Below are 19,878 nucleotides of genomic sequence, written 5' to 3'. Positions count from 1 at the left end.
GACAAAATGCCAGAAATATCAATCGCGTTGTGCACCTACAACGGACAGGACTTTTTGCCCGAGCAGCTCGATTCGATTCTTAATCAAAGTGTTACAGACTGGGAAATCGTAGTCATTGACGATTGCTCGACCGACCAGACCTGGTCGATTCTGGAGAAATACGCCGCGGCGGACACCCGTTTCAGACTTTACAGAAATGACGAGAACCTGGGCTATAACAAGAATTTTGAGAAAGCACTCATGCACTGCAAGGCTGATCTGATCGCGATCTGTGACCAGGACGACATCTGGCATCCGGATAAGCTCAGTACCCAGATAGAAGCCATGGAAGACCATCAATTGGTTTACCACGACTCCGAATTCATTGCGCATTCAGGTGAAAAAATGCATATCCGTATTTCAGATAAATTTAACTTTTACCGCGGGAACCGCCCTGAACCGTTTATTTTTTTGAACTGCGCCTCTGGTCACAGCATCATGATGCGAAGCGAGGTGGTAGCGAATGCTATACCTTTTCCTGACAATTTTCACTATGATCAGTGGCTCGCATTCGTAGCTGCCAGCAACGGTACGATAGATTACCTGAAACAACCGCTCGTACAGTACAGGCAACACCGGAAAAATAATACCGATATGCTTGCGCTGAATTCGGTGGCAAAGTCGAAGCAACAGAAGATCGCGGAAATGGAACGGGAAAAAGAGTGGCTTCGCTTATGCCTGAACAAAACGCACGATAAACCCAATGAGCTGATCGCCGAACTTTATGCAGCCTGCAGGAGACGTAACGCGTCCCTGCTAAGCATTTCCTACGCGATGATCATCTGGAAAAATAGGGATCTTCTGTTATATCTGTTAAAAAAACCGGAAACAAGTAAGTTCTTTTTCACCCTGCGTAAAATGTGGGGAATCTGGGCTAAAAAGTTGATATGAATCCACTGGTAAGCATCATTATCCCTTCCTATAACTACGGATTTATCATTGAGGAAACCCTGAGGAATCTTCAGGAGCAATCCTATCCTGCGTGGGAGGCACTCGTCGTTGATGACGGATCATCCGATAATACGGCTCAAATAGTCAACGAATTTGCAACCCGGGACAACAGGATACGCTTTTTTACTCAAAAGAATAAAGGTGTGTCCGTAGCACGGAATCTTGGCTTTGCACATTCGAAAGGAAATTACATTCAATTTCTTGACGCAGATGATTTGCTTAGCCGGGACAAGCTTGCAATCCAGGTTGCGTTCCTTGAGTCGCACCCGGAGGTGGACATTTCCTATACCGACCATCTGTACTTTGAGCACGAGAGGCCGGATATTGTGTATCCCGATTACGAAATGAATAACCATAACTGGCTTCCGAAAATTGATGCGAAGGGTTATGATGCCGTCAATACATTGATATACTCCAATATAGCGGTCGTCAGCAGCCCCTTGTTGAGGCGGGCGATTGTTGAAAAAGTGAATGGTTTTCCGGAGTTCAGTAATTACACCGAAGACTGGGAGTTTTGGTTCCAATGCGCAATTCAGGGTGCACGTTACACTTTTCTGGACAATGATCAGGCCAAAACGATGATCAGGATACATCACCGGAATACGAGCCGTAATATCCAGATCATGCAGGCGGGAGAACTTCAATTCAGGAAAAGGATTACCTCGCAGGTCCGCAATTCGCCTGTTTTGAATGCAGAAGAAAAAGAAAACATATTACAGCGTAATGCTGCGAGCACCCAGAAGCTGTATAAATACATGATGTACCATGCCAACCTGGGCAGCCTCCGTCAGTTGAAAATCCTTTACAATCTGGTTAGTCCGGGTACATTCGTTTCCTATTATTTCAAATCACTGAACTTCAAGCGGAAAGAGCTTTTTAAAAAGAAAAGAAGATGAACCAGGCACACGCGGCTTCACCTGTTGAGATTGATGTTATTATCTTGAGTTATGCACGCAATGAGGCGTTGCAAAAAGTGACATTGGACAGCATTGAAAGTCTGGTCGCGTCGGAAGACCCTACCAGATTTAAATTCAATATTGTGGTGGTAGAATCAAATAAAGGGCTGAAACCGTTCCAATATCCAAACAGTCGGACTGTATATCCGTGGCAGCGGTTTGGTTATCACCGCTATATGAACATCGGCATCAGGATGACCAAAAGTCCATTCGTATGCATCAGTAATAACGATCTGATCTACCATCCGGGCTGGGCAACCGAAATCATGAAGGCTTTTGAAGCAGACCCGGAGCTTTACAGTGTTTCTCCTGCATGCAGCGTACATCATCCCGAACAGGGTATTGCATTGAATACCGGCAACCTGTATGGTTATGAGGTAAGAAAAGAACTTGTAGGCTGGTGTATTCTATTTAAAAGGGATATGCTCAAAATAACCGGCAAGCTCGACCCTGCATTCAAGTTCTGGTATGCCGACAACGATTACAGTAATACATTGCAAAAGCATAAACTCAAACATGCTCTGGTTACATCTGCAATCGTAGAACACCTTGAAAGCCGGACGCTTAATACCAAAAGTGTAAAAGAACGCCTTGAACTGACCAGCCGGGAGCGCTTTTACTATGAATATAAATGGGAAGGACGGAGCTACTTTTCTTACCTGAACCGGCTGAGGAAATTTTACAAAGAGTTGAAAAAGATCAGGTAACGCAGCTATTGCTTCTTCATTTTCAGGAATTTGCGCATCAGTTTAAAAGGAAAAGAGAATGTCGCAACCCTTGATTTTCTTGTACTCCAGATCAGTTTCATAAGCTCCGGTTTCGGGTAATCCTCTGCATTAACCCGCTGTTGCAAAAAAACTTCCAGTGCGTCACGCTCGATCCTTTTCAGGTGTGTCTCAGGCAATTGGTCGACATTGACAGGCAGGATGCTGCTCCATTTCCTGTGCACTTTCAGGATTTCGTCCATCCACGATTTATTGAAATTACCTTCCGAAAAGTGTTTCAGCAAGACGTTAAATGTTACGATCGCTTCGTACTCCCGGCTGATGGCAATAGAAAAATCAAGATCGTAACCATGAAACCTGGTCAGTAACTTACTATCAAACGGGTATTTCAGGACAATATCTTTTTTGGTACAAAACCAACAGCCGTCAACGCAGGCTACCCTGGCGAATTGCTCGGTCCTGGGGTTGCGGTAATCATGCATTTCCGGTTTGCCCGTGTGCTTATAGCCCTGAATCAGGTTGCAATAGAAGCCTCCGTTTTCCTGCAAATAGTAATTATACCAGCTCGAAGGTGCCAGTGATTTGTACCCGCCACCGGCAATACCTATCAATCCAAGCCTCTCGTTTTGACCAAACAATTCCAGCACCTTACTACCCCACCCTTTCGTTTTCATTTCAATGTCCTCATGCATAAAGCACAGAACTGAATACTTCGCCAGGCGGGCACCCTCATTGTAAACTTCGCATATTCCTTTACCACTGAGCCTGTTATCGACCCCGATGATCTCATGCGGTACCCCGATCGTTTCCGAAATGCTTTTGCTGACCGCTTCGAGATCCGCCGGCTCCACCGAACAGATAATAACTGAAATCATATGAGAGTCACATTCGCGGGTTTTTCCTGTAAGTTTCGCAGGCTGGTAAAATTAACATATTAAGTAGAATCTGCCCCTTAAACGCATTTATTAAGATTCAACCATTGTCCCGCTACTATGAAGCTTTTGTATTTTGCACTCCTATTCCTGATTCAAACTTCCGCTTTCGCACAGGTCAAACTGGCCAGGCTTTTCTCAGATCATGTGGTATTACAGCGGCAAAAGCCGATCCCGGTTTGGGGTTGGGCTAAGGCCGGCGAAAAAGTAAAGGTTAATCTTGCCGGACAATCTGTTGATGTAAAAGCTGATAAATCAGGGAGGTGGATGGCCACATTCAAAGCGCTCGAAGCCGGCGGCCCGCACATACTTAGCGTCGCAGCTAAGTCGGGAAATGTGACTGTGAATGATGTGCTGATCGGTGAAGTGTGGCTTTGTTCGGGCCAATCGAATATGCAGTGGCCCGTGGCAGCAGCCAGGGACTTTGAGAAGGAAAAACAAAACGCGGATTTCCCGCAAATACGCCATTTCCACGTTGACCGGCAGGTATCGCTGAGCCCCGAAACAGATTTGAAAACGGGCGAGTGGGAAATTGCATCCAGCGAAACAGTGGGAGATTTTACAGCAATCGGCTTCTTTTTTGCAAGAGAAATTAATCAAAAACTCCATATCCCCGTCGGCATTCTGCATTCTTCCTGGGGAGGGTCCCAAATCGAAGGCTGGATTAGTAAGGAAGCAATGCTGGCCAGCAATGAATTGAATGCATATGCCCAAACGATGCCGAAAACCTGGGAAGAAGCGGATCAGGTAATGGATGTAAAACTCAGGGAGCAGTTGTTCAAAAGCGCAACTATCACACCGACTGCCGAGGGCGAGAACAAGTATATTTCCGGTAGTGCTAATTTTCAGACCTGGCAAAAAACAGCCGATGCCGTAGGGCAATGGGATTGGAAAGGACTGATGGGTTTTCGCGGTACCGGCTATATGGCGAAAGAAATTGAGTTGACCGGTGATTTTATATCGAAACAATCCGTTTTGTCAATTCCTGAAAACGATAGCCCTAACCGGATTTATGTCAATGGAAAGCTGATTTACGAAGGTGTTTCAAAAGGGGTCAGGAAAATCGAAATTCCTGCAAATACCTGGAAAGCCGGCAAAAACCAACTCGTGATACGGCTGGGGAACATGGTGGGAAATTCCTGGTTTGGTCCGGGGTTAATAGGGTCGGCAAATGATCTTTACCTGGAAGTGGATCAACAGAAAACCAGCATTGGAAAGGATTGGTACCTGATGCCGTCATTCACTGAAAAGCATGAATATGCGCATTTGATGAACAATGTGGGTACTTCTATTTACAATGCAATGATCGTACCGCTTATCCCTTTTGCGATACGCGGTACTTTGTGGTATCAGGGCGAAACCAATGCGCCAAGAGCATTTCAATACCGCCAGTCGTTTCCAATGCTGATCAATGACTGGCGCAAATTGTGGAATGATGAATTTTCATTCTACTGGGTACAGTTGTCGAGCTTTGGCAATGAAAACAGCAGTAATGAAGGCAGCAGCTGGAGTGAGTTGCGGGAAGCGCAGAACATGACCCTCAGCCTTCCAAAAACCGGAATGGCCGTCACTACCGACATTGGGAACCCCAAGGATATCCACCCCACCAATAAGCAGGACGTGGCGCACAGGCTTGCCGCCAATGCACTGAAACTGGATTATGGCCAAAACATCCCCTATGCCTCCCCCCTATTTGAGCGCGCGGAATTCCACGATGGAAAGGCGATAGTTTCTTTTAAAAATGCCGAAAACGGATTGACTGTAATAGATAAATATGGTTATCTGAAAGGATTTGAGATAGCAGGCGCCGACAAGGTTTTTCATTATGCTGCGGCACAGATCATCGACGGAAAAGTAATCGTCTCGCACCCCAAAGTCACAACACCGGTTGCTGTAAGGTACGGCTGGTCGGACGCTCCGGAAGATGCCAATTTATTTAACACCGACGGTTTCCCGGCAAGCGCGTTCAGAAGTGACGACTGGGCCGGTAAAACCGATCACGTCAAATTCAAGTGAGTCTGACCTCTTGTTAGAGAAACCCATTAAAACTCCTGTAAAATTCTTGTTATGTTAAAGCCAATTTTGGGAACTGTGCTGGCTTCCGTTTTTCTGCTGGGCTCGACTAATTTCTATCAGGAAAAGATCGCAGACGACAAAGAATGGCCGGAATACCTGGGCGGTCCCGACAGGAATCATTATTCCTCACTGACCCAGATAAATCCCGAAAATGTTAAAAACCTCAAAGTTGCCTGGACATATGCCATGCCGGATTCGGGGCAAACACAGGTGAACCCGATCATTGTTGACGGCATACTTTACGGGGTCACTTCAACAGTGCAGGCGTTTGCGCTGGATGCGTTTACAGGCAAGCAAATCTGGATGTTTGGAGACAAATCCAAAAATGGCTCCAATACAAGCCGGGGGCTGACCTATTGGAGTGACGGTGAAGACAAGCGGATCCTGCATGCAATGGGATCATTTTTATATGCATTGGATGCAAAAACGGGGAAGCCTATCACCAGCTTCGGCGATAACGGAAAAATAGATCTCCATACCGGCCTTCCCGAAATAGCGGCCAAAAAATACATGGTTTCCAATACCCCGGGCACGATCTATGAAGACCTGATCATCATGCCGTTGCGTTTGTCGGAAGAATCAGATGCCGCACCGGGCGACCTGAGGGCCTTCAACGTACGCACCGGAAAACTCGTCTGGACTTTCCATACCATTCCATATCCGGGCGAGTTTGGCTACGAAACCTTTCCGCCCGACGCTTACAAAAACACTTATACAGGTGCGGCCAACAATTGGGCAGGTACGGCGATTGACCGTGCACGCGGCATCTTGTATGTGCCGACGGGATCAGCGGGTTATGATTTTTACGGCGGAAAAAGAAAAGGTGCGAATTTGTTCGCAAACTGTCTGATAGCTCTTGATGCTAAAACAGGTAAACGGATCTGGCATTTCCAAACCATGCACCATGATATGTGGGACAGGGACCTGCCAGCACCGCCAAACCTGATCACGATTACCAAAGATGGTCAGCGAATCGATGCGGTAGCACAGGTCAGCAAGCAGGGATATGTATTTATATTTGACCGTGTTACCGGAAAGCCTGTATATCCGATCCGCGAGGTTACAGCCCCACAAGCCGCCCTTCCGGGGGAACACCCGTGGCCTACACAGCCGGTTCCTACCAAGCCGGCTTCGTTTGCAAGGCAAGCTTACACACTAACTGAAAATGATATAAGCCCCTATGCTCCCGACCGCGACTCATTGAAAATTAAATTCAAAAGCTATCAAAAAGCGCTTTTCGCACCGCCAACCAAAGAAGGGACGATTATTTTGCCAGGCTTTGATGGAGGGGCAGAATGGGGAGGTGCAGCAGCAGATCCCGATGACGGCATATTGTATGTGAACAGCAATGAAATGGCCTGGATCCTGACCATGAAGGATACACCGAAAGAAAGTGAATTGTCCAATCTAAGTCCGGGTGAGAAAGTGTATACTACCTACTGCACCACCTGCCACGGTCCGCAACGAAAAGGCAATGCAAAAAGCGGCTATCCTTCCCTGATTGACATTGGTTCGAGGCGCGACCGCGCTTTCGTAAATCAGCTGGTCACTTCCGGAAAAGGAATGATGCCCGGGTTTCCAATGCTGACAGCGGATGAAAAGCAGGCATTGCTCGCATTTCTTTTTGGAGACGAAAAGGTAGAAGCAGTTTCAGAAGTACCTGCGACAAATAAGACTATTCTACCTTATCAGAGCACAGGTTACAATAAGTTCCTGGACAAAAATGGGCTACCCGCGATCGCGCCGCCGTGGGGCACGCTAAATGCGATCGATCTGAATACCGGCAAGTATCTCTGGAAAATCCCGTTCGGCGAAACTGAATCCCTGAAAGCCAAAGGCCGGCCTGCTACCGGAAGCGAAAATTACGGCGGCCCGGTAGTTACAGCCAGCGGATTGTTGTTTATCGCTGCGACGAAGGACGGTAAATTCAGGGTTTATGATAAAAAGAATGGCAAACTTCTATGGGAAACAATGCTGCCTGCTGCGGGTTTCGCGACGCCGGCCACCTATGAAGTCAACGGCAAACAATTCGTCGTAATCGCTTGCGGTGGTACCAAGCTCGGAACAAAAAAAGGTAATCAGTATGTGGCTTTTGCGTTGCCGTGACGAACTCCTTAATAGAATACTATTTTCTTTCTACCGTCTGATAACCAAGGAAAGCCTATCAATAACTGTAATCCATGATAGAATGGAAATAATGCATGATTGTGCCTACAACCACTTACCTGCATTATTTCTTAATGTCAAACTTATCTTCAGATTTTAACGATCTTTTAAAACGCGCACCAAAAACATCCAAATATGATTTGCTTTTTTGTGATCAGTTGGAATTATATGAAAAACGTTTTAATACAACTCGGCATCCTTGGGACCTGATATTTTCGACAATGCCGGATCAAGACGAGTTGTCTCAGATATTGTGCAATCCCAACTTCGATGCCAGAATACGATTATTAGCAGCTAAAAAGTTAAGGCTTCTTAACTGCACTTCGGTAGCCAACCAACTACTTGCTGTCGTAATTGAAACCAACTTCGCCGAGGGAATGGAGGTGTTTGCCGCTTATAAAAATACCTGCGGTCTCTTTGTCCGAAAAACTGGAAAAATTTTATTCCAATCAACAGCGGCTGATGAATGTCTCGATCTATTGAACATTATTTTTCAGAAAAGTGATTCTTTTTTGCAAGAACATGGTCTTGAGAATATATTCAGAAACAGTCAGACAAGGTTAGGATCTTCCAGGATATCTTTTCTGACAATTCAAGGCATTTGTGCAATCGAAGCACCAATCATCGAGTTTTGCATCAACTCAGATTACAAAGATCTGGTTGAATCGATTTTCAGCCTCATGAACTTCATTATCGAAACTCACTTAGATCTCAAAATTTAGTAACGATGTTTTCAACTCCCAAATCATCTACGTTTACAAAGCCAATTTGACCATTCAATCATTTTATAACCAAAATACGGGACCAATGCACGATGTTTGAGCTTGCGCATTTCAAATCCGGTCTTTTATGTTTGGTGTTTCAAATAAATCCGTAACTGCGACTACGAGAGAATTGAGTTTCATCTACGAAATGCTTTTTTGCGATGAGCTTTCATTTTATGCTGAAACCCTGGACGATCTTACGCAATATCCCTGGTCAGTCCTGTTCAATCCAGCCGCTACTGCGGCAGACCTGTACGAATTGATCGATCAATCGGACAACTCACGGATCAAGTTACTCTGTTACAACAAATTAATGCAAGGACATCATCCTATATTAAAGCAAGAAGTCCTGGCAGTTGTGGTGGAAGTCGGTCTGCAAAAAGGTGCGGATGCGCTGGCCTGCTACCGCGACGGTACTGCCAGGTACATTAATCACACTGGCAAGATAGTTTTTTGGGAATCCGGTAATGAACATAGTACCGGACTGATCAACAGGCTGTTTGAAGAAAGTGAAAAAATGATAGCGCAACTTGGCCCCTGGCATTACGGAAGACTCAACCCTCCAAAATCAGGTCACGCCCGGATAACCCTGATGGCCTCCAACGGGCTTTACTTCGGCGAAGCACCCAGTGACATACTTTTCAGCGATGAGCTGGCAGCCCCGTCTTTACAGGCCGCAACTGCGTTTCTCGGCTACATTACTACAAAAGTCCTCTGAAAACCGGCAGCATTACAATGCTTCCATAGTTTTGACCATCATCTTCCTAGCATTGCTGTCCGGCAGCCGGCCAAGCCCGGCGCCCAGGTTATCGACCAAATGTTTCACATCGGAAGTGCCTGGAATTACACTAGTTACAGCCGCGTGGCTGACAATGTATTTCAGAAAAAACTGCGCCCAGCTTTTAATATCATATTCCGCCGCCCACCCGGGTAGCTGCTTTCCTTTTACCGCCCTGAATAATGCGCCCTGCTCGAAGGGTTCGTTGATCAATACTGCTACATCGTGATCTTTTGCAGCATTAAGTAAGCTCGTTTCCGCATTTCTGGATTTGATCGAATAATTGAACTGGACAATATCAACCGCTTTTGACTTCACGATCTGTTCCAGTCTCGCATGTGCAGAATCGGTGTAATGCGTGATCCCAATGTATCTTATTTTCCCCTCCGCCTTCCAGTCTCTGAGCGTTTTCAGATGCGTTTCCCAATCCAGCAGATTGTGTATTTGCATCAGATCCAGCCTGGTCCGTTTCATTTTTTTCAGCGACTCATTCATTTGGTCAACACCAGCCTGCCGGCCGCTTGTCCAGACTTTGGTAGCGAAGAAAAATTGATCATTAATTTGCAATTCGCTGGTGAGATCCCCGATTACCTGCTCAGCACGTCCATACATGGGCGAGGCATCAACGACTTTTCCTCCCATTTCTTTCATCTTTGACAGTACTTCCCGCAACGGATTTCGCTCTTCCTTCGAAGTCCCTACATCGAACTGCTGCCAGGAGCCCAGGCCAACGGCCGGGATCTTCTCCCCTGTTGCCGGTATCGTACGCTGTAATAACATAGGTGCTGCGTTGGTGGGATGGGCAGGAAAAGTGTCCAACAACATGGCAGCTCCCGCCGCTCCCATTCCCTGCAACATTTCCCTTCTTAACAATAATGCTTTCATGAAACTGGTGTTTTCAGTCAGTCAATTTACATAACAAAATGCATTGACGCTTTAAAACCGTCACAAATAGAAAAGGAGCCAGAATGTTCTGACTCCTTTTGCTAAAATTCACACCAAATTACAACCTTTTACTTTTTCTCTATAGTCAAGTCAACCTTGTAGTCTTCCAGTTTCGGCGCCTGGCTGGTGACGGGGTAAGGGGACACGTCGTTTACCCGCAAAATGTAGGTTATCTCACTCAAAGTGAATTCTTGAAAATCCGTCCTTTTGTCGCCCTTGAAGGTAGCCTTCACTTCCTTCTGATCTCCGCCATCGGAGATATTGAAACTCAACCTCGCATCGCCCATCTGGATGCATACCACATCTTTCGGGCAACGGCTGTCGACAACACCACGGAGCTCCACCGTAAGATTTTCACCGGCCGTAGAAACTGTGGTTGCCTTCCGATAGGGAACACTTGCCGACTGGATTTCCGGCTGCGGCGAAGCGTCGTCTTTTTTACTACAGGCAACGATGACCGCACAGATTAGCGCTAATAAAATTGTTTTTTTCATGGTTAATTGATTAAAGACGTTCAAAAGAAACATGGAATCAATAATTGGTTGCAAGCTTTCAATGCCGTTCAATATGTTTTATGAATCAAAAAACGGCTCAAACCTCAAATGGAAGTTCGTAATCCTTTGTGACCGGCCTGGAACTTCGCGTCTTAACACTCACTCTGGCTTTGAGAGGGCTACCTGGCAACAGGTAATATTTGATATATTCCTCTTCATTGCGCGCCCACGACTTTTCTTCAAGGAAATATTCGTCGGTGCCCAATTTCCCGGCTTTATATGCCCATTGTGCTACAATAGCCGGCTCGAAAGTGACGAACTGTCCCATACCAAGAATCTGAATGCCCGGAAGCCCTGCATTCCCGAGCTCGGTATTGTGTTCCACAGTCACATTTATAGAGGTGTTGTCTTCCAGGTCTTTGACAGACCATTGATCGATGATTGTCTTTTGATTTGCCATTTTACATGTATTTGTATGTTTGAAAAACGCTCAAAATACAGCCACACCAATCGATCAGGAAAATTGCTTATTTACAGGCCGGCGCTATTTAGTAGAAGGATTTTCTCTTAGATTCCAGAAGATAGGGCACGAAAAAAGCCGGAAAAAATTTCCGGCTTTTTTCACTTGAATGCAGGTTGTTAACTTACACTTACCCTACATTGTTTCCGTCTTTATCCAGTTTTACGCGGGCACTTTCACTGCCCTTCGCAACCTGTAATTCATAATATTGCTTGTTATCACCCTCTGTCACCAAAAAGGCCTTCTTTACAGTCCATCCTGTGAAATCATCACTCTTGATGGTTTTCTTGACACCTTCCGGCAAATCTTCCGGCTTTACCACCACCTTATCTTCCTTTGCACTCTTTTTCGTGTCTGCCGACGTTGTCGTCTCATGTTGGTGCGCAGCATCTTTCTGTGCAGTTTGAGCCTCTACCGAAGCAAAGGAAATCAGCGTTAAGGCAAATGCCGATACTATTAGCTTTTTCATAATCTTATGTTTGTTAGACAATTGATGTTTGAATCTGTGCATCCGCACTTGTAGCTTTTACTTTATTATCTCTGTGCCAAAATTCGTAAATTCCTGTATATAAACCAGTTAAATATATTACAATAATTTAATGTTGGTTAATCGACTCCACGTTTTGTAGGATTTGTCTGCAAACGCAGGCATTAAAAATAGAAAAACCCGCGCCGTCAGACGCGGGTTTTCATATTCCTGATCAGATTTTACTACTTATCGTAGCCAGGGTTCTGAATAAGCTTGGCATTCCGGTTCATCTCGTCGCGGCTGAAAGGACGGAAATACATTTTGTCCACCCAGGTTCTGTTCTCATGAGACTTCTCTTCCACCGGCGTATAAGTATAGTTGTACACCGTCGGGTCATAATGGTAAGGCTCCTTCATCGATTTGCCCGGTTTGAATTTACCTAATACCGTAATGTACTGAAGTGGGCGGCCCAAAGTTGCAGACGCGATCATCCAGCGTCTTGCATCGTGGTAACGTTGCTCTTCATAAGCCATTTCAATCCTTCGTTCGTGACGGTAAGCATCTCTTAATGCTGCGCCACTAGCCTTAATTGCAGGCATACCGGCCCGGAAACGGATCCTGTTCAGCCAGGCAAGTGCTTCCGCTTCCTGACCAAGTTCGATGCTTGCCTCGATATAGTTGAATACCAGTTCGGTAACCCGTAAGAATGGCCAGGGGATATTCTGCCTGTCCGTATTATCGTACAATGCAGGGTTAGGGTCAATAAATTTGCGCATATAATAGCCAGTGCGGCTTCCGTTCCAGTCTTCAATAGAGCTGCTGCGCGTGTCCAGACCCTTACGGTTGAACAATACTCCTTTATCGTCCAGCAGGTCGTAAGATCCGGTCTGGATTTGATTGGCGGGGTCGTTTGCATCGGAAGGGCGTGGTTTCCAGGGAGCACCATCGTACATAACGGTTGCATAAAGCCGCGGATCGCGATTCACGTAAGGGTTCGCTTTGTGAGTCGGATTTGTCCACGAAAAAGGAGTTCCGTCCATCATTTGATAATCATCCACCAGCAAACCAATAGGCGTATTACCTGCCCAGTTGTGGTAACCGTTTGGACCATTGTTCAAGCCCATCTGACGCGCAGCTTCGTTGAGACTTGGCACAAAATAGCGTCCAAAAATAATCTCATCGGCCCCCGACTGGTCTACTGTTTTGTCAAGGCTACCGCCTCCCATTGAAATAGCAATGTAGTTCAGCTTTCCCTGTTCAGCACTAACGGGCGCCGTCAGGTTGAGCTTATAACCTCCGCTGCTTGCATCCAGGGCCGCTTTTGCAGCTGTTTGCGCAGCCTGCCAGCGCGCTTTCCGGTCTCCCGAAACGTATCCCAAAAACTCAGGCTTAGGATAAGAAGAGATTACAGCAGATTTCGTTCTTGCCGTCGGAATATCGTGCAAATCGCTTGCTGCGTAAAGCAACATCCTCGATTTCAAGGCCAAGGCAGCATTTTCCGTTGCTCTTCCTTTTACTTCCGTCTTTCCTTTTAATAACAGGGCAGCACTATCGCAGTTCATAATCACAAACTTCACACATTCATCCCAGGTATTCCGTTCCACTGAATAATCTTCATTCAGATTATAAACCCGGTTGATAATGGGCACTGCGCCGTAGTAACGCAATAACTGCTGGTAGTAGTAAGCTCTCAGAAAGTACGATTCTCCAATCAACCGGTCTTTCAACGTCTGGTCTGTGAAAGTGGCGACCGGTAAATTCTGGATCGCAATGTTGGCAGCGCGGATACGCGTATACATAGGTCCCCAGCCATAGGTATCGTCGACCCAGCCCAGGTTGGACGGGCTCAAACTGCCTTCATTAACAGTATTAATGTTTCTACCGGTGTGGGTAAAAACGGCTTCGTCGGTCAATGAGGCAAGCATTTGCTCGCTAAATCCACCTTGTTGCAGTCCCTGGTAAATGCCGGTAACAAACCCCTCGGCAAGCGGGCCTTCTTTCCAGACTTCCTCACTCGGGATTTCAGTTGGAGGGGTTACATCCAAAAATTCAGTGTCGCAGGATACAAGCCCGGTTGTGGCAAGTGCTGCAAGAAATATCCAATTTTTATAACTCATTTTCATGATTGTTTCTTAAAAAGTTACACGTACACCAGCATTCAGCACGCGGGATTGAGGATAGTATTGACCGTTTGAAGAAGTCGCCTCAGGATCCCAGATCTTTATTTTATCAATGGTGAACAGGTTCAATCCGTTTACGTAAAGTCTCAGGTTACTCAAACCAACTTTTTTCCCCACTTCGGAAGGTAGGTTGTAACCAAGCTCGATATTCTTAAGACGCAGGTAGTTATTGCTTCTCAGGAAATAAGTGTTAGCGCCGGCAATGTCAAAGTTCGTATAGTAAGTGTTGTTCCTGTTGGCAAGACGTGGCTCCGTTGAACTCGGGTTATCAATGGTCCAACGGTTGTCGTAGGCATATTTAAGATAGTTACCAATATCACCCGACTCTGTTTGTCCGATGTACTGCAACCCACCCAGCGTTCCCTGAAACAGGAGCGACAAGTCGAATGCCTTATAGCCGAGGTTGATATTCATACCGCCCGTAAATTGCGGACGGTTGGTTTTTTCGGAACGTACTTTATCATCCGCTGTGATCTTGTTATCGCCGTTGATGTCCCTGAACTTCATATCACCCGGACGGATAGAGCCTGTGATCCCTGAGTAATCCAGTGGATTTGCATCAATTTCAGCCTGGTCGCGGAACACTCCGTCGTATTGATATGCAAGAAATGCGTTGTAGGGTCTGCCGGTAGTTTGCTGGTAAGAAGGCGCGCCGGGCGTTTCATCCCAATACTTGATTTTATTTTTAGCATAACCTCCATTCACACCAACTGAATACGTGAAGTCTCCCGCATTGCCATCGTAGCTCACTTTGAATTCCCATCCTTTGTTTTGTAGCTTACCCAGGTTTTGAGGAGGAAGCTTTCCGTCGATACCTGCCGAAGATGGAGTAGAACCTGCTTTCGGGATCAGGATATTAGAACGGTTGTTGATGAAATAATCAAATTCAAAAGCGACCCTGTCACGGAACAACGTACCCTCGATACCGAAGTTGGAGTTGTTGGCAACCTCCCAGGTGAAGTTCCTGTTTGCAACACGGGTTTCAAGAAGCGTTTTCGCAACCTGGTCATTGATGATGTAGGAACCAAATGCCATGGTCGACAGGTACTGGTACTCGGCCAGTGTTTCTGTGCCGATCAGATAAGGTTCGGCTCCCATTTGTCCCCACGAACCACGGATTTTCACATTATTTACGAAACGAATATTGTTCTTCCAGAAATCTTCTTCCGAAATTCTCCAACCGGCTGATACACCAGGGAAAAAACCAAAACGGCCTTCTTTCGGGAACACGTAGGAACCATCCACTCGCCACAAGAATTCAGCCAGGTATTTCTCTTTAAAATTGTAACCTGCACGACCGAAGTAGCTCAAACGAGCACGCTTGAACAGGTCGAAATTATCGATGTTCTGCTCTGCGGCAGCACCGGCGAACAGCTGATCCACAATCGGTGAAATGAAGTAGCGGCGGTAAGCAAAAAAACCATCCGCGTCGACAGTTTCGCGCTGGATACCGGCCATTACGTTGAAATTGTGATCATTAATGGCTTTTTCATAAGAAACCTGACCAGTAAGCTGGATCGACAATTCCTGAGATGCATTTTCGGTCAGCCTCGGATCGCTGAATGTAGAGCGGACAGAACCGACCAAAACAGGGGTCACACCGTCTGCTTCATAACTAACCTTATCCCAGTTATACAATGTCCAGGGTTTTTGGAAAGATTTCTGACGACGTAACTGCTTATCCAAAGCGGCCATCGCAGTTACCTTCAAACCTTCAACACCAGGAATAAGTACTTCCAGCGTACCATTTGTCTGAATATAGTCTCTCTTGTCGTTGTTGTAACCTGTTGCATTGGTCGTAATAATCGCCGGGTTCTGACCATTTTCAATATCACGGCCTGGGCGACCGTCGGGCCAGATTGCAATTTCGGTGGGCTTTCCGCGCATCAGCATCCGGAAAATATCACCGGCACCACCGCCATTCGGGAAGTGACGGAATTCTTCGCGCAGTGCAACACCGAGATTGGCACTTACATACTTGTTGATTTTTGTGTCGAGATTGACACGCATATCATATTGCTTATAGCCTGTGGCAGAATTGACATAATTACCGTCCTGATTGATATAACCCAGAGAAGCAAGGTACTTGATATTATCGCTTCCACCGGTCAATTGCAGGTTATGACGCTGCTGAGGTGACCATTTGCGGATCACTTCACTGTACCAATCCGTATTAGGATGGGTCAAAGGATCGGTTCCGTTTCTGAAAGCCTGAATATCAGCAGGTGTATAAACCGAGCTCAGTACATTCCCGTTGTCAGTCCTCGTATAAGCACCATTTGCATTAAAAGCCTGCAAAGCGCCGCCCCACTGCCCTACCGGTAAGTTGTCGTAAATCTGCAACTCGTTACGGATCGTCGCATACTCCGCAGCATTTGACATTTCGGGTAAACGCGTGGGTTGCGCGATACCCATATTCAAGTCATATGCCAGCTGCGGCTTGCCTGTTTTTCCTCTTTTTGTAGTGATCAGGATAACCCCGTTACCGGCGCGTGAACCATAAATAGCCGCAGCCGCATCCTTCAATACGGAGATACTCTCAATATCGGCAGGATTCAAACGGTCCAGACCGCCGCTACGGTTTGGAACACCGTCTACAACGATCAGTGCATTGCTGTTACCCAGCGAGTTAGTACCACGGATACGGATCGCGGAACCGTCGTAACCTGGCTCGCCGCTCGCCTGCACAGTGGAAACACCGGGCAAACGACCGCCAAGCGTGTTGGAAAGGTTAGCAGCGGGTGCCTTTTGTAACTCTGCACCTTTCACCGCTGTTACTGAGCCTGTCAGCGTAGCTTTTTTAGCAGTACCATAACCCACTACGACCACTTCATCGAGTGCTTTGGTATCCGCAAGCATTTTCACATCCAGGCTCGTTCTGTTTGCCAGCGGAATCTCCTGGGTTATGTAACCGATAAACGAAAATACCAGGGTAGCAGATCCTGGTACATTAACCGTATAATTTCCTTCGAGGTCTGTCACTGTACCAACCGAAGTCCCCTTCACAACCACACTCACTCCCGGCAGTCCCTGCCCTTGTTCATCATTCACTTTTCCCTTGACCGCCACATCCTGAGCGAACGCGCAGACGCTGACCAAAAAGGTCAATACAAGAGAATAAAAGCACCGTGTTAGGTTCCGGTCCCTTTTTTTAGAAATTCCCATAGGTTAAATTATAATTGGTAGATAATAAAAAAATAGTAAAACATTAAAGTTTGCTGTCACTCTGCGCCGTTAATCACCTCCTTCGCTCTGTGTCTTCTAAACACAATTAATTTAACAATTGGTTACAAATAGCATATATCCAAAGACGCTATCGCGTTTCAGAACAGTTAAAAATTAGAGTTGGGTTGAATCGATGGAAAGGAATACTCCAATCGAACTATCGGTTCTTCTTATTGTGCAAGACTATAACCGGGGTACAAAAAGATATGAAATAATTTACATAAACAAGGATTCCAGCTATCTGACAATGATTTCTTAGAAAATAACCATAGGTTACTTGACGTATAGTGGCAGTTGTCCGGTTGGTTGCAGCTTCATGTTGGTCCGATCCTAGTTTGCCCCTCGCGCTAAATCACCTTTGCCACCTGCTCATTAGTTTTCCGGTTCCTGCTCTGATACGATAACTTTAGAAGAAGCCGGCATATCGCGGGCATTTCCATCACTATTTAGTCAGAGCATAAATGAAAAAGCTACTTACAACATGCATTTTAAGTCTCCTCTGCCTCACTGCCAGGGCACAGAACGCACGGGACTTTTTTACTTTTCAGGGAGTCGCAAGGGATGAGCAGGGTCACATTTTAGCAAACCGGAACATTTCTGTACGTTTCGGTATTCACCCGTTTTTAGAAAACCATGTATACCGCGAAGAGCACAAGACGACGACTAATACGCACGGGGTATTTACAGTATTGATAGGCTCGGGCACGTTTATTAGCGGGAATTATAGCAGCATACAATGGGAGCATAATTATTACTTTCTGCAAATCGAAATCGATTCTAACGGTGGCAGCAACTACATCTCAATCGGATCAACCCAGTTGGTAAGCGTACCGTATGCCTTGCATGCCAAGCAGGCCGATAAATGGAAGAATAATGATCCGATTGTGCAAACCGGGGATTACGACTACGGACTATCACTACCTCTCCAATCACCGGGAATCAAATTGATATGGTATCCCAAAAAAGCAGCATTCAGAGCAGGGTATGCATCAGATAACAGTTGGGACGATGGAAATATCGGAATGTACACCACTGCGTTCGGCTACAATACAAAAGCCTTGCAGAATAATGCATTTGCTACGGGTTACAGCACATTAGCAAGTGGTTCGGCCTCCTTTGCGAGCGGGACGTTTAGCAAAGCCGCTGGCGCGGCCTCCTTTGCGGCGGGCAACGAAACATCGGCCAAAGGAGACAATTCGGTGGCCCTGGGCGACAGCTCGGTCAGCCACAGGCATAACAGTTTCGCCTTGGGATACAAAACTGAGGCGGGTGGAGATGCAAGTCTGGCCATGGGTGCCGGTGTCGTATCTAAGGCATACGCCGCCACTGCACTGGGCAGTTATAATAATGTGCAGGATAATCCGCAGGGGCCCACACAAAACCATGCAAGCGGAAGTGACAGAATTTTTCAGATCGGGAATGGATCAGATGAAAAAAGCTTGTCAAATGCATTTACAGTTTTAAGAAATGGAAATATCGGTCTTGGCAATGGTGCTCTCATTCCGCAATACATTCTTGATATCGGCGGCCGACCTCGCATCAGGCATTCAGCAGAGACAGCAGGGCTATACCTGGATAATTCCAACTTGGAACCAAAAGCTTTCATGGGAATGAAGACAGATGATCAGATCGGTTTTTATCTCGCGAATGCATGGCGTTTTTGGGTAAATGGTTCCGGAGGCGCAACCCTGATCGGTGGACTTGACCAGGTTTCCGACCGACGATTAAAAAGAGATTTTGCCAATTTGTCCAATAGCCTGGGTAAACTATCCCAAATTGATGGTGTTACCTATTATTGGAAAGACCAATCGCTTGCGCAAACGATCCAGACAGGCTTGATCGCGCAAAACGTAGAAACCGTCTTTCCGGAGCTTGTCACAACGAACGCAGAAGGCTTTAAATCAGTAAACTACATCGGCCTGATCCCCCATTTGATCGAATCGGTGAAAGAATTAAAGCAAGAAAATGCATCGCTCAAAAAGCAGCTGGAACGTATCGATGAACTCGAAGCGAAGCTGAATACACTTGCCGGAGATAGTACTTCAAAGGTGAGCATCTCGAAGGAAGTAAAATAGCATTCAACTCAGACAGGTGGAAACTTAAAGATTAACATATCAATGCAAAAATCCAGCCACCAAGAATAGGCGGCTGGATTTTTTGTTTTGGAATTGAGGCTATTGTCTTTTGACAATCAGCTTTTGGGAGAAGACCAGATCATCGCGCCGGACAGTGACGATATAGGTCCCTTCCGGGATCCTCGTTACATCCAGCCCCTGACCCGCAGACCAGGCCTGCTGATGCACCAGCCTGCCGTCCGTTGAATGGACCTGCAAAACGTATCCCTGCCCCACGGCATGGTCAGTCATATTCGTCACTTTCAGCTTGGTGACTGCCCAGGCAGGGTTGGGAAAGATTGTCAGCTCCCCTTTGAGCAGCGAGCGGGGCGCCGGCTGGTCGGGGTTAGCACGCTCACTCGGTTCAGCAGATAGCCTGCCACGCGATTTTTTTGCAGGATAACTAAGATTCGATGTGAATCCAATTCCACGCTCCAACACTGCACCTACATTTTCCTGGGCATAGGAGGAATGCCCGATAAGGATAGTGATAAAAAAGACAGTGATCAAACTAAGATACCTGTTGATATTCTTTAAACAATTT

Annotated in this window: 16 protein-coding genes; 8 read left to right on the top strand and 8 right to left on the bottom strand. The window is 46.4% G+C overall.

The window, feature by feature from the left end:
* The first annotated feature begins 6 nt into the window (after positions 1-6).
* Genes FXO21_RS23580 through FXO21_RS23570 form a run of 3 tightly spaced genes read left to right on the top strand, consistent with a single transcriptional unit; the run spans position 7 to position 2,653 of the window.
* Entirely contained in the window at positions 7-930 is a 924-nt protein-coding gene (locus FXO21_RS23580; protein WP_225865833.1) for a glycosyltransferase family 2 protein, read from the top strand.
* Complete coding sequence (locus FXO21_RS23575) at positions 927-1,886, top strand: glycosyltransferase family 2 protein (protein WP_149642379.1); 960 nt, start codon at positions 927-929, stop codon at positions 1,884-1,886. The genes FXO21_RS23580 and FXO21_RS23575 overlap by 4 nt, the downstream gene beginning before the upstream one ends.
* Positions 1,883-2,653 (top strand): glycosyltransferase family 2 protein, encoded by a 771-nt coding sequence (locus FXO21_RS23570; RefSeq protein ID WP_149642378.1) that lies wholly within the window; start codon positions 1,883-1,885, stop codon positions 2,651-2,653. The genes FXO21_RS23575 and FXO21_RS23570 overlap by 4 nt, the downstream gene beginning before the upstream one ends.
* A 5-nt stretch (positions 2,654-2,658) precedes the next feature.
* Here the strand turns inward: FXO21_RS23570 and FXO21_RS23565 are convergent, their stop codons facing one another.
* Entirely contained in the window at positions 2,659-3,546 is an 888-nt protein-coding gene (locus FXO21_RS23565; protein ID WP_149642377.1) for a glycosyltransferase, read from the bottom strand.
* A 117-nt stretch (positions 3,547-3,663) separates the two neighbouring features.
* On the opposite strand from FXO21_RS23565, the gene FXO21_RS23560 reads away from it, so the two are divergent.
* From FXO21_RS23560 to FXO21_RS23545, 4 genes are all read left to right on the top strand, one after another.
* On the top strand, positions 3,664-5,619 hold the full coding sequence (locus FXO21_RS23560; protein WP_149642376.1) for a sialate O-acetylesterase: 1,956 nt from the start codon (positions 3,664-3,666) through the stop codon (positions 5,617-5,619).
* 51 nt (positions 5,620-5,670) lie between these two features.
* Entirely contained in the window at positions 5,671-7,785 is a 2,115-nt protein-coding gene (locus FXO21_RS23555; protein ID WP_149642375.1) for an outer membrane protein assembly factor BamB family protein, read from the top strand.
* 134 nt (positions 7,786-7,919) lie between these two features.
* Complete coding sequence (locus FXO21_RS23550; RefSeq protein WP_149642374.1) at positions 7,920-8,567, top strand: hypothetical protein; 648 nt, start codon at positions 7,920-7,922, stop codon at positions 8,565-8,567.
* Between the two features lie 127 nt (positions 8,568-8,694).
* Positions 8,695-9,327 (top strand): hypothetical protein, encoded by a 633-nt coding sequence (locus tag FXO21_RS23545; RefSeq protein ID WP_149642373.1) that lies wholly within the window; start codon positions 8,695-8,697, stop codon positions 9,325-9,327.
* 12 nt (positions 9,328-9,339) lie between these two features.
* On the opposite strand, the gene FXO21_RS23540 is transcribed toward FXO21_RS23545, so the two are convergent.
* From FXO21_RS23540 to FXO21_RS23515, 6 genes are all read right to left on the bottom strand, one after another.
* Complete coding sequence (locus FXO21_RS23540; RefSeq protein WP_149642372.1) at positions 9,340-10,272, bottom strand: aldo/keto reductase; 933 nt, start codon at positions 10,270-10,272, stop codon at positions 9,340-9,342.
* A 128-nt stretch (positions 10,273-10,400) separates the two neighbouring features.
* The gene (locus FXO21_RS23535) at positions 10,401-10,898 is read right to left on the bottom strand and encodes a hypothetical protein (protein WP_225865832.1); all 498 of its coding nucleotides are present in this window, start codon (positions 10,896-10,898) and stop codon (positions 10,401-10,403) included.
* A gap of 25 nt (positions 10,899-10,923) precedes the next feature.
* On the bottom strand, positions 10,924-11,286 hold the full coding sequence (locus tag FXO21_RS23530) for a hypothetical protein (RefSeq protein ID WP_149642371.1): 363 nt from the start codon (positions 11,284-11,286) through the stop codon (positions 10,924-10,926).
* Positions 11,287-11,476: 190 nt separating this feature from the next.
* A complete protein-coding gene (locus FXO21_RS23525; RefSeq protein ID WP_149642370.1) occupies positions 11,477-11,815 on the bottom strand; it encodes a hypothetical protein in 339 nt (112 codons plus the stop codon).
* Positions 11,816-12,057: 242 nt separating this feature from the next.
* Positions 12,058-13,938, bottom strand: a complete 1,881-nt coding sequence (locus tag FXO21_RS23520; protein ID WP_149642369.1) for a RagB/SusD family nutrient uptake outer membrane protein — start codon at positions 13,936-13,938, stop codon at positions 12,058-12,060.
* A 9-nt stretch (positions 13,939-13,947) separates the two neighbouring features.
* Positions 13,948-17,160, bottom strand: a complete 3,213-nt coding sequence (locus FXO21_RS23515; protein ID WP_149642368.1) for a SusC/RagA family TonB-linked outer membrane protein — start codon at positions 17,158-17,160, stop codon at positions 13,948-13,950.
* A 521-nt stretch (positions 17,161-17,681) separates the two neighbouring features.
* Between FXO21_RS23515 and FXO21_RS23510 the strand changes: the two genes are divergently transcribed.
* A complete protein-coding gene (locus tag FXO21_RS23510) occupies positions 17,682-19,295 on the top strand; it encodes a tail fiber domain-containing protein (protein WP_149642367.1) in 1,614 nt (537 codons plus the stop codon).
* A 99-nt stretch (positions 19,296-19,394) separates the two neighbouring features.
* On the opposite strand, the gene FXO21_RS23505 is transcribed toward FXO21_RS23510, so the two are convergent.
* The gene (locus tag FXO21_RS23505; protein ID WP_225865831.1) at positions 19,395-19,844 is read right to left on the bottom strand and encodes a T9SS type A sorting domain-containing protein; all 450 of its coding nucleotides are present in this window, start codon (positions 19,842-19,844) and stop codon (positions 19,395-19,397) included.
* Positions 19,845-19,878 lie beyond the last annotated feature (34 nt).

The sequence above is a fragment of the Dyadobacter sp. UC 10 genome (genome assembly GCF_008369915.1).
Lineage (GTDB): Bacteria > Bacteroidota > Bacteroidia > Cytophagales > Spirosomataceae > Dyadobacter.
This window is presented reverse-complemented; position numbering and strand designations above follow the sequence as displayed.

Bases quoted from the DNA above. Each gene is read 5' to 3' on its own strand.
- FXO21_RS23540 (WP_149642372.1), bottom strand. From the start codon at position 10,272: ATGAAAGCATTATTGTTAAGAAGGGAAATGTTGCAGGGAATGGGAGCG.
- FXO21_RS23515 (WP_149642368.1), bottom strand. From the start codon at position 17,160: ATGGGAATTTCTAAAAAAAGGGACCGGAACCTAACACGGTGCTTTTAT.
- FXO21_RS23525 (WP_149642370.1), bottom strand. From the start codon at position 11,815: ATGAAAAAGCTAATAGTATCGGCATTTGCCTTAACGCTGATTTCCTTT.
- FXO21_RS23575 (WP_149642379.1), top strand. From the start codon at position 927: ATGAATCCACTGGTAAGCATCATTATCCCTTCCTATAACTACGGATTT.
- FXO21_RS23530 (WP_149642371.1), bottom strand. From the start codon at position 11,286: ATGGCAAATCAAAAGACAATCATCGATCAATGGTCTGTCAAAGACCTG.
- FXO21_RS23510 (WP_149642367.1), top strand. From the start codon at position 17,682: ATGAAAAAGCTACTTACAACATGCATTTTAAGTCTCCTCTGCCTCACT.
- FXO21_RS23555 (WP_149642375.1), top strand. From the start codon at position 5,671: ATGTTAAAGCCAATTTTGGGAACTGTGCTGGCTTCCGTTTTTCTGCTG.
- FXO21_RS23580 (WP_225865833.1), top strand. From the start codon at position 7: ATGCCAGAAATATCAATCGCGTTGTGCACCTACAACGGACAGGACTTT.
- FXO21_RS23570 (WP_149642378.1), top strand. From the start codon at position 1,883: ATGAACCAGGCACACGCGGCTTCACCTGTTGAGATTGATGTTATTATC.
- FXO21_RS23560 (WP_149642376.1), top strand. From the start codon at position 3,664: ATGAAGCTTTTGTATTTTGCACTCCTATTCCTGATTCAAACTTCCGCT.
- FXO21_RS23545 (WP_149642373.1), top strand. From the start codon at position 8,695: ATGTTTGGTGTTTCAAATAAATCCGTAACTGCGACTACGAGAGAATTG.
- FXO21_RS23520 (WP_149642369.1), bottom strand. From the start codon at position 13,938: ATGAAAATGAGTTATAAAAATTGGATATTTCTTGCAGCACTTGCCACA.
- FXO21_RS23565 (WP_149642377.1), bottom strand. From the start codon at position 3,546: ATGATTTCAGTTATTATCTGTTCGGTGGAGCCGGCGGATCTCGAAGCG.
- FXO21_RS23550 (WP_149642374.1), top strand. From the start codon at position 7,920: ATGTCAAACTTATCTTCAGATTTTAACGATCTTTTAAAACGCGCACCA.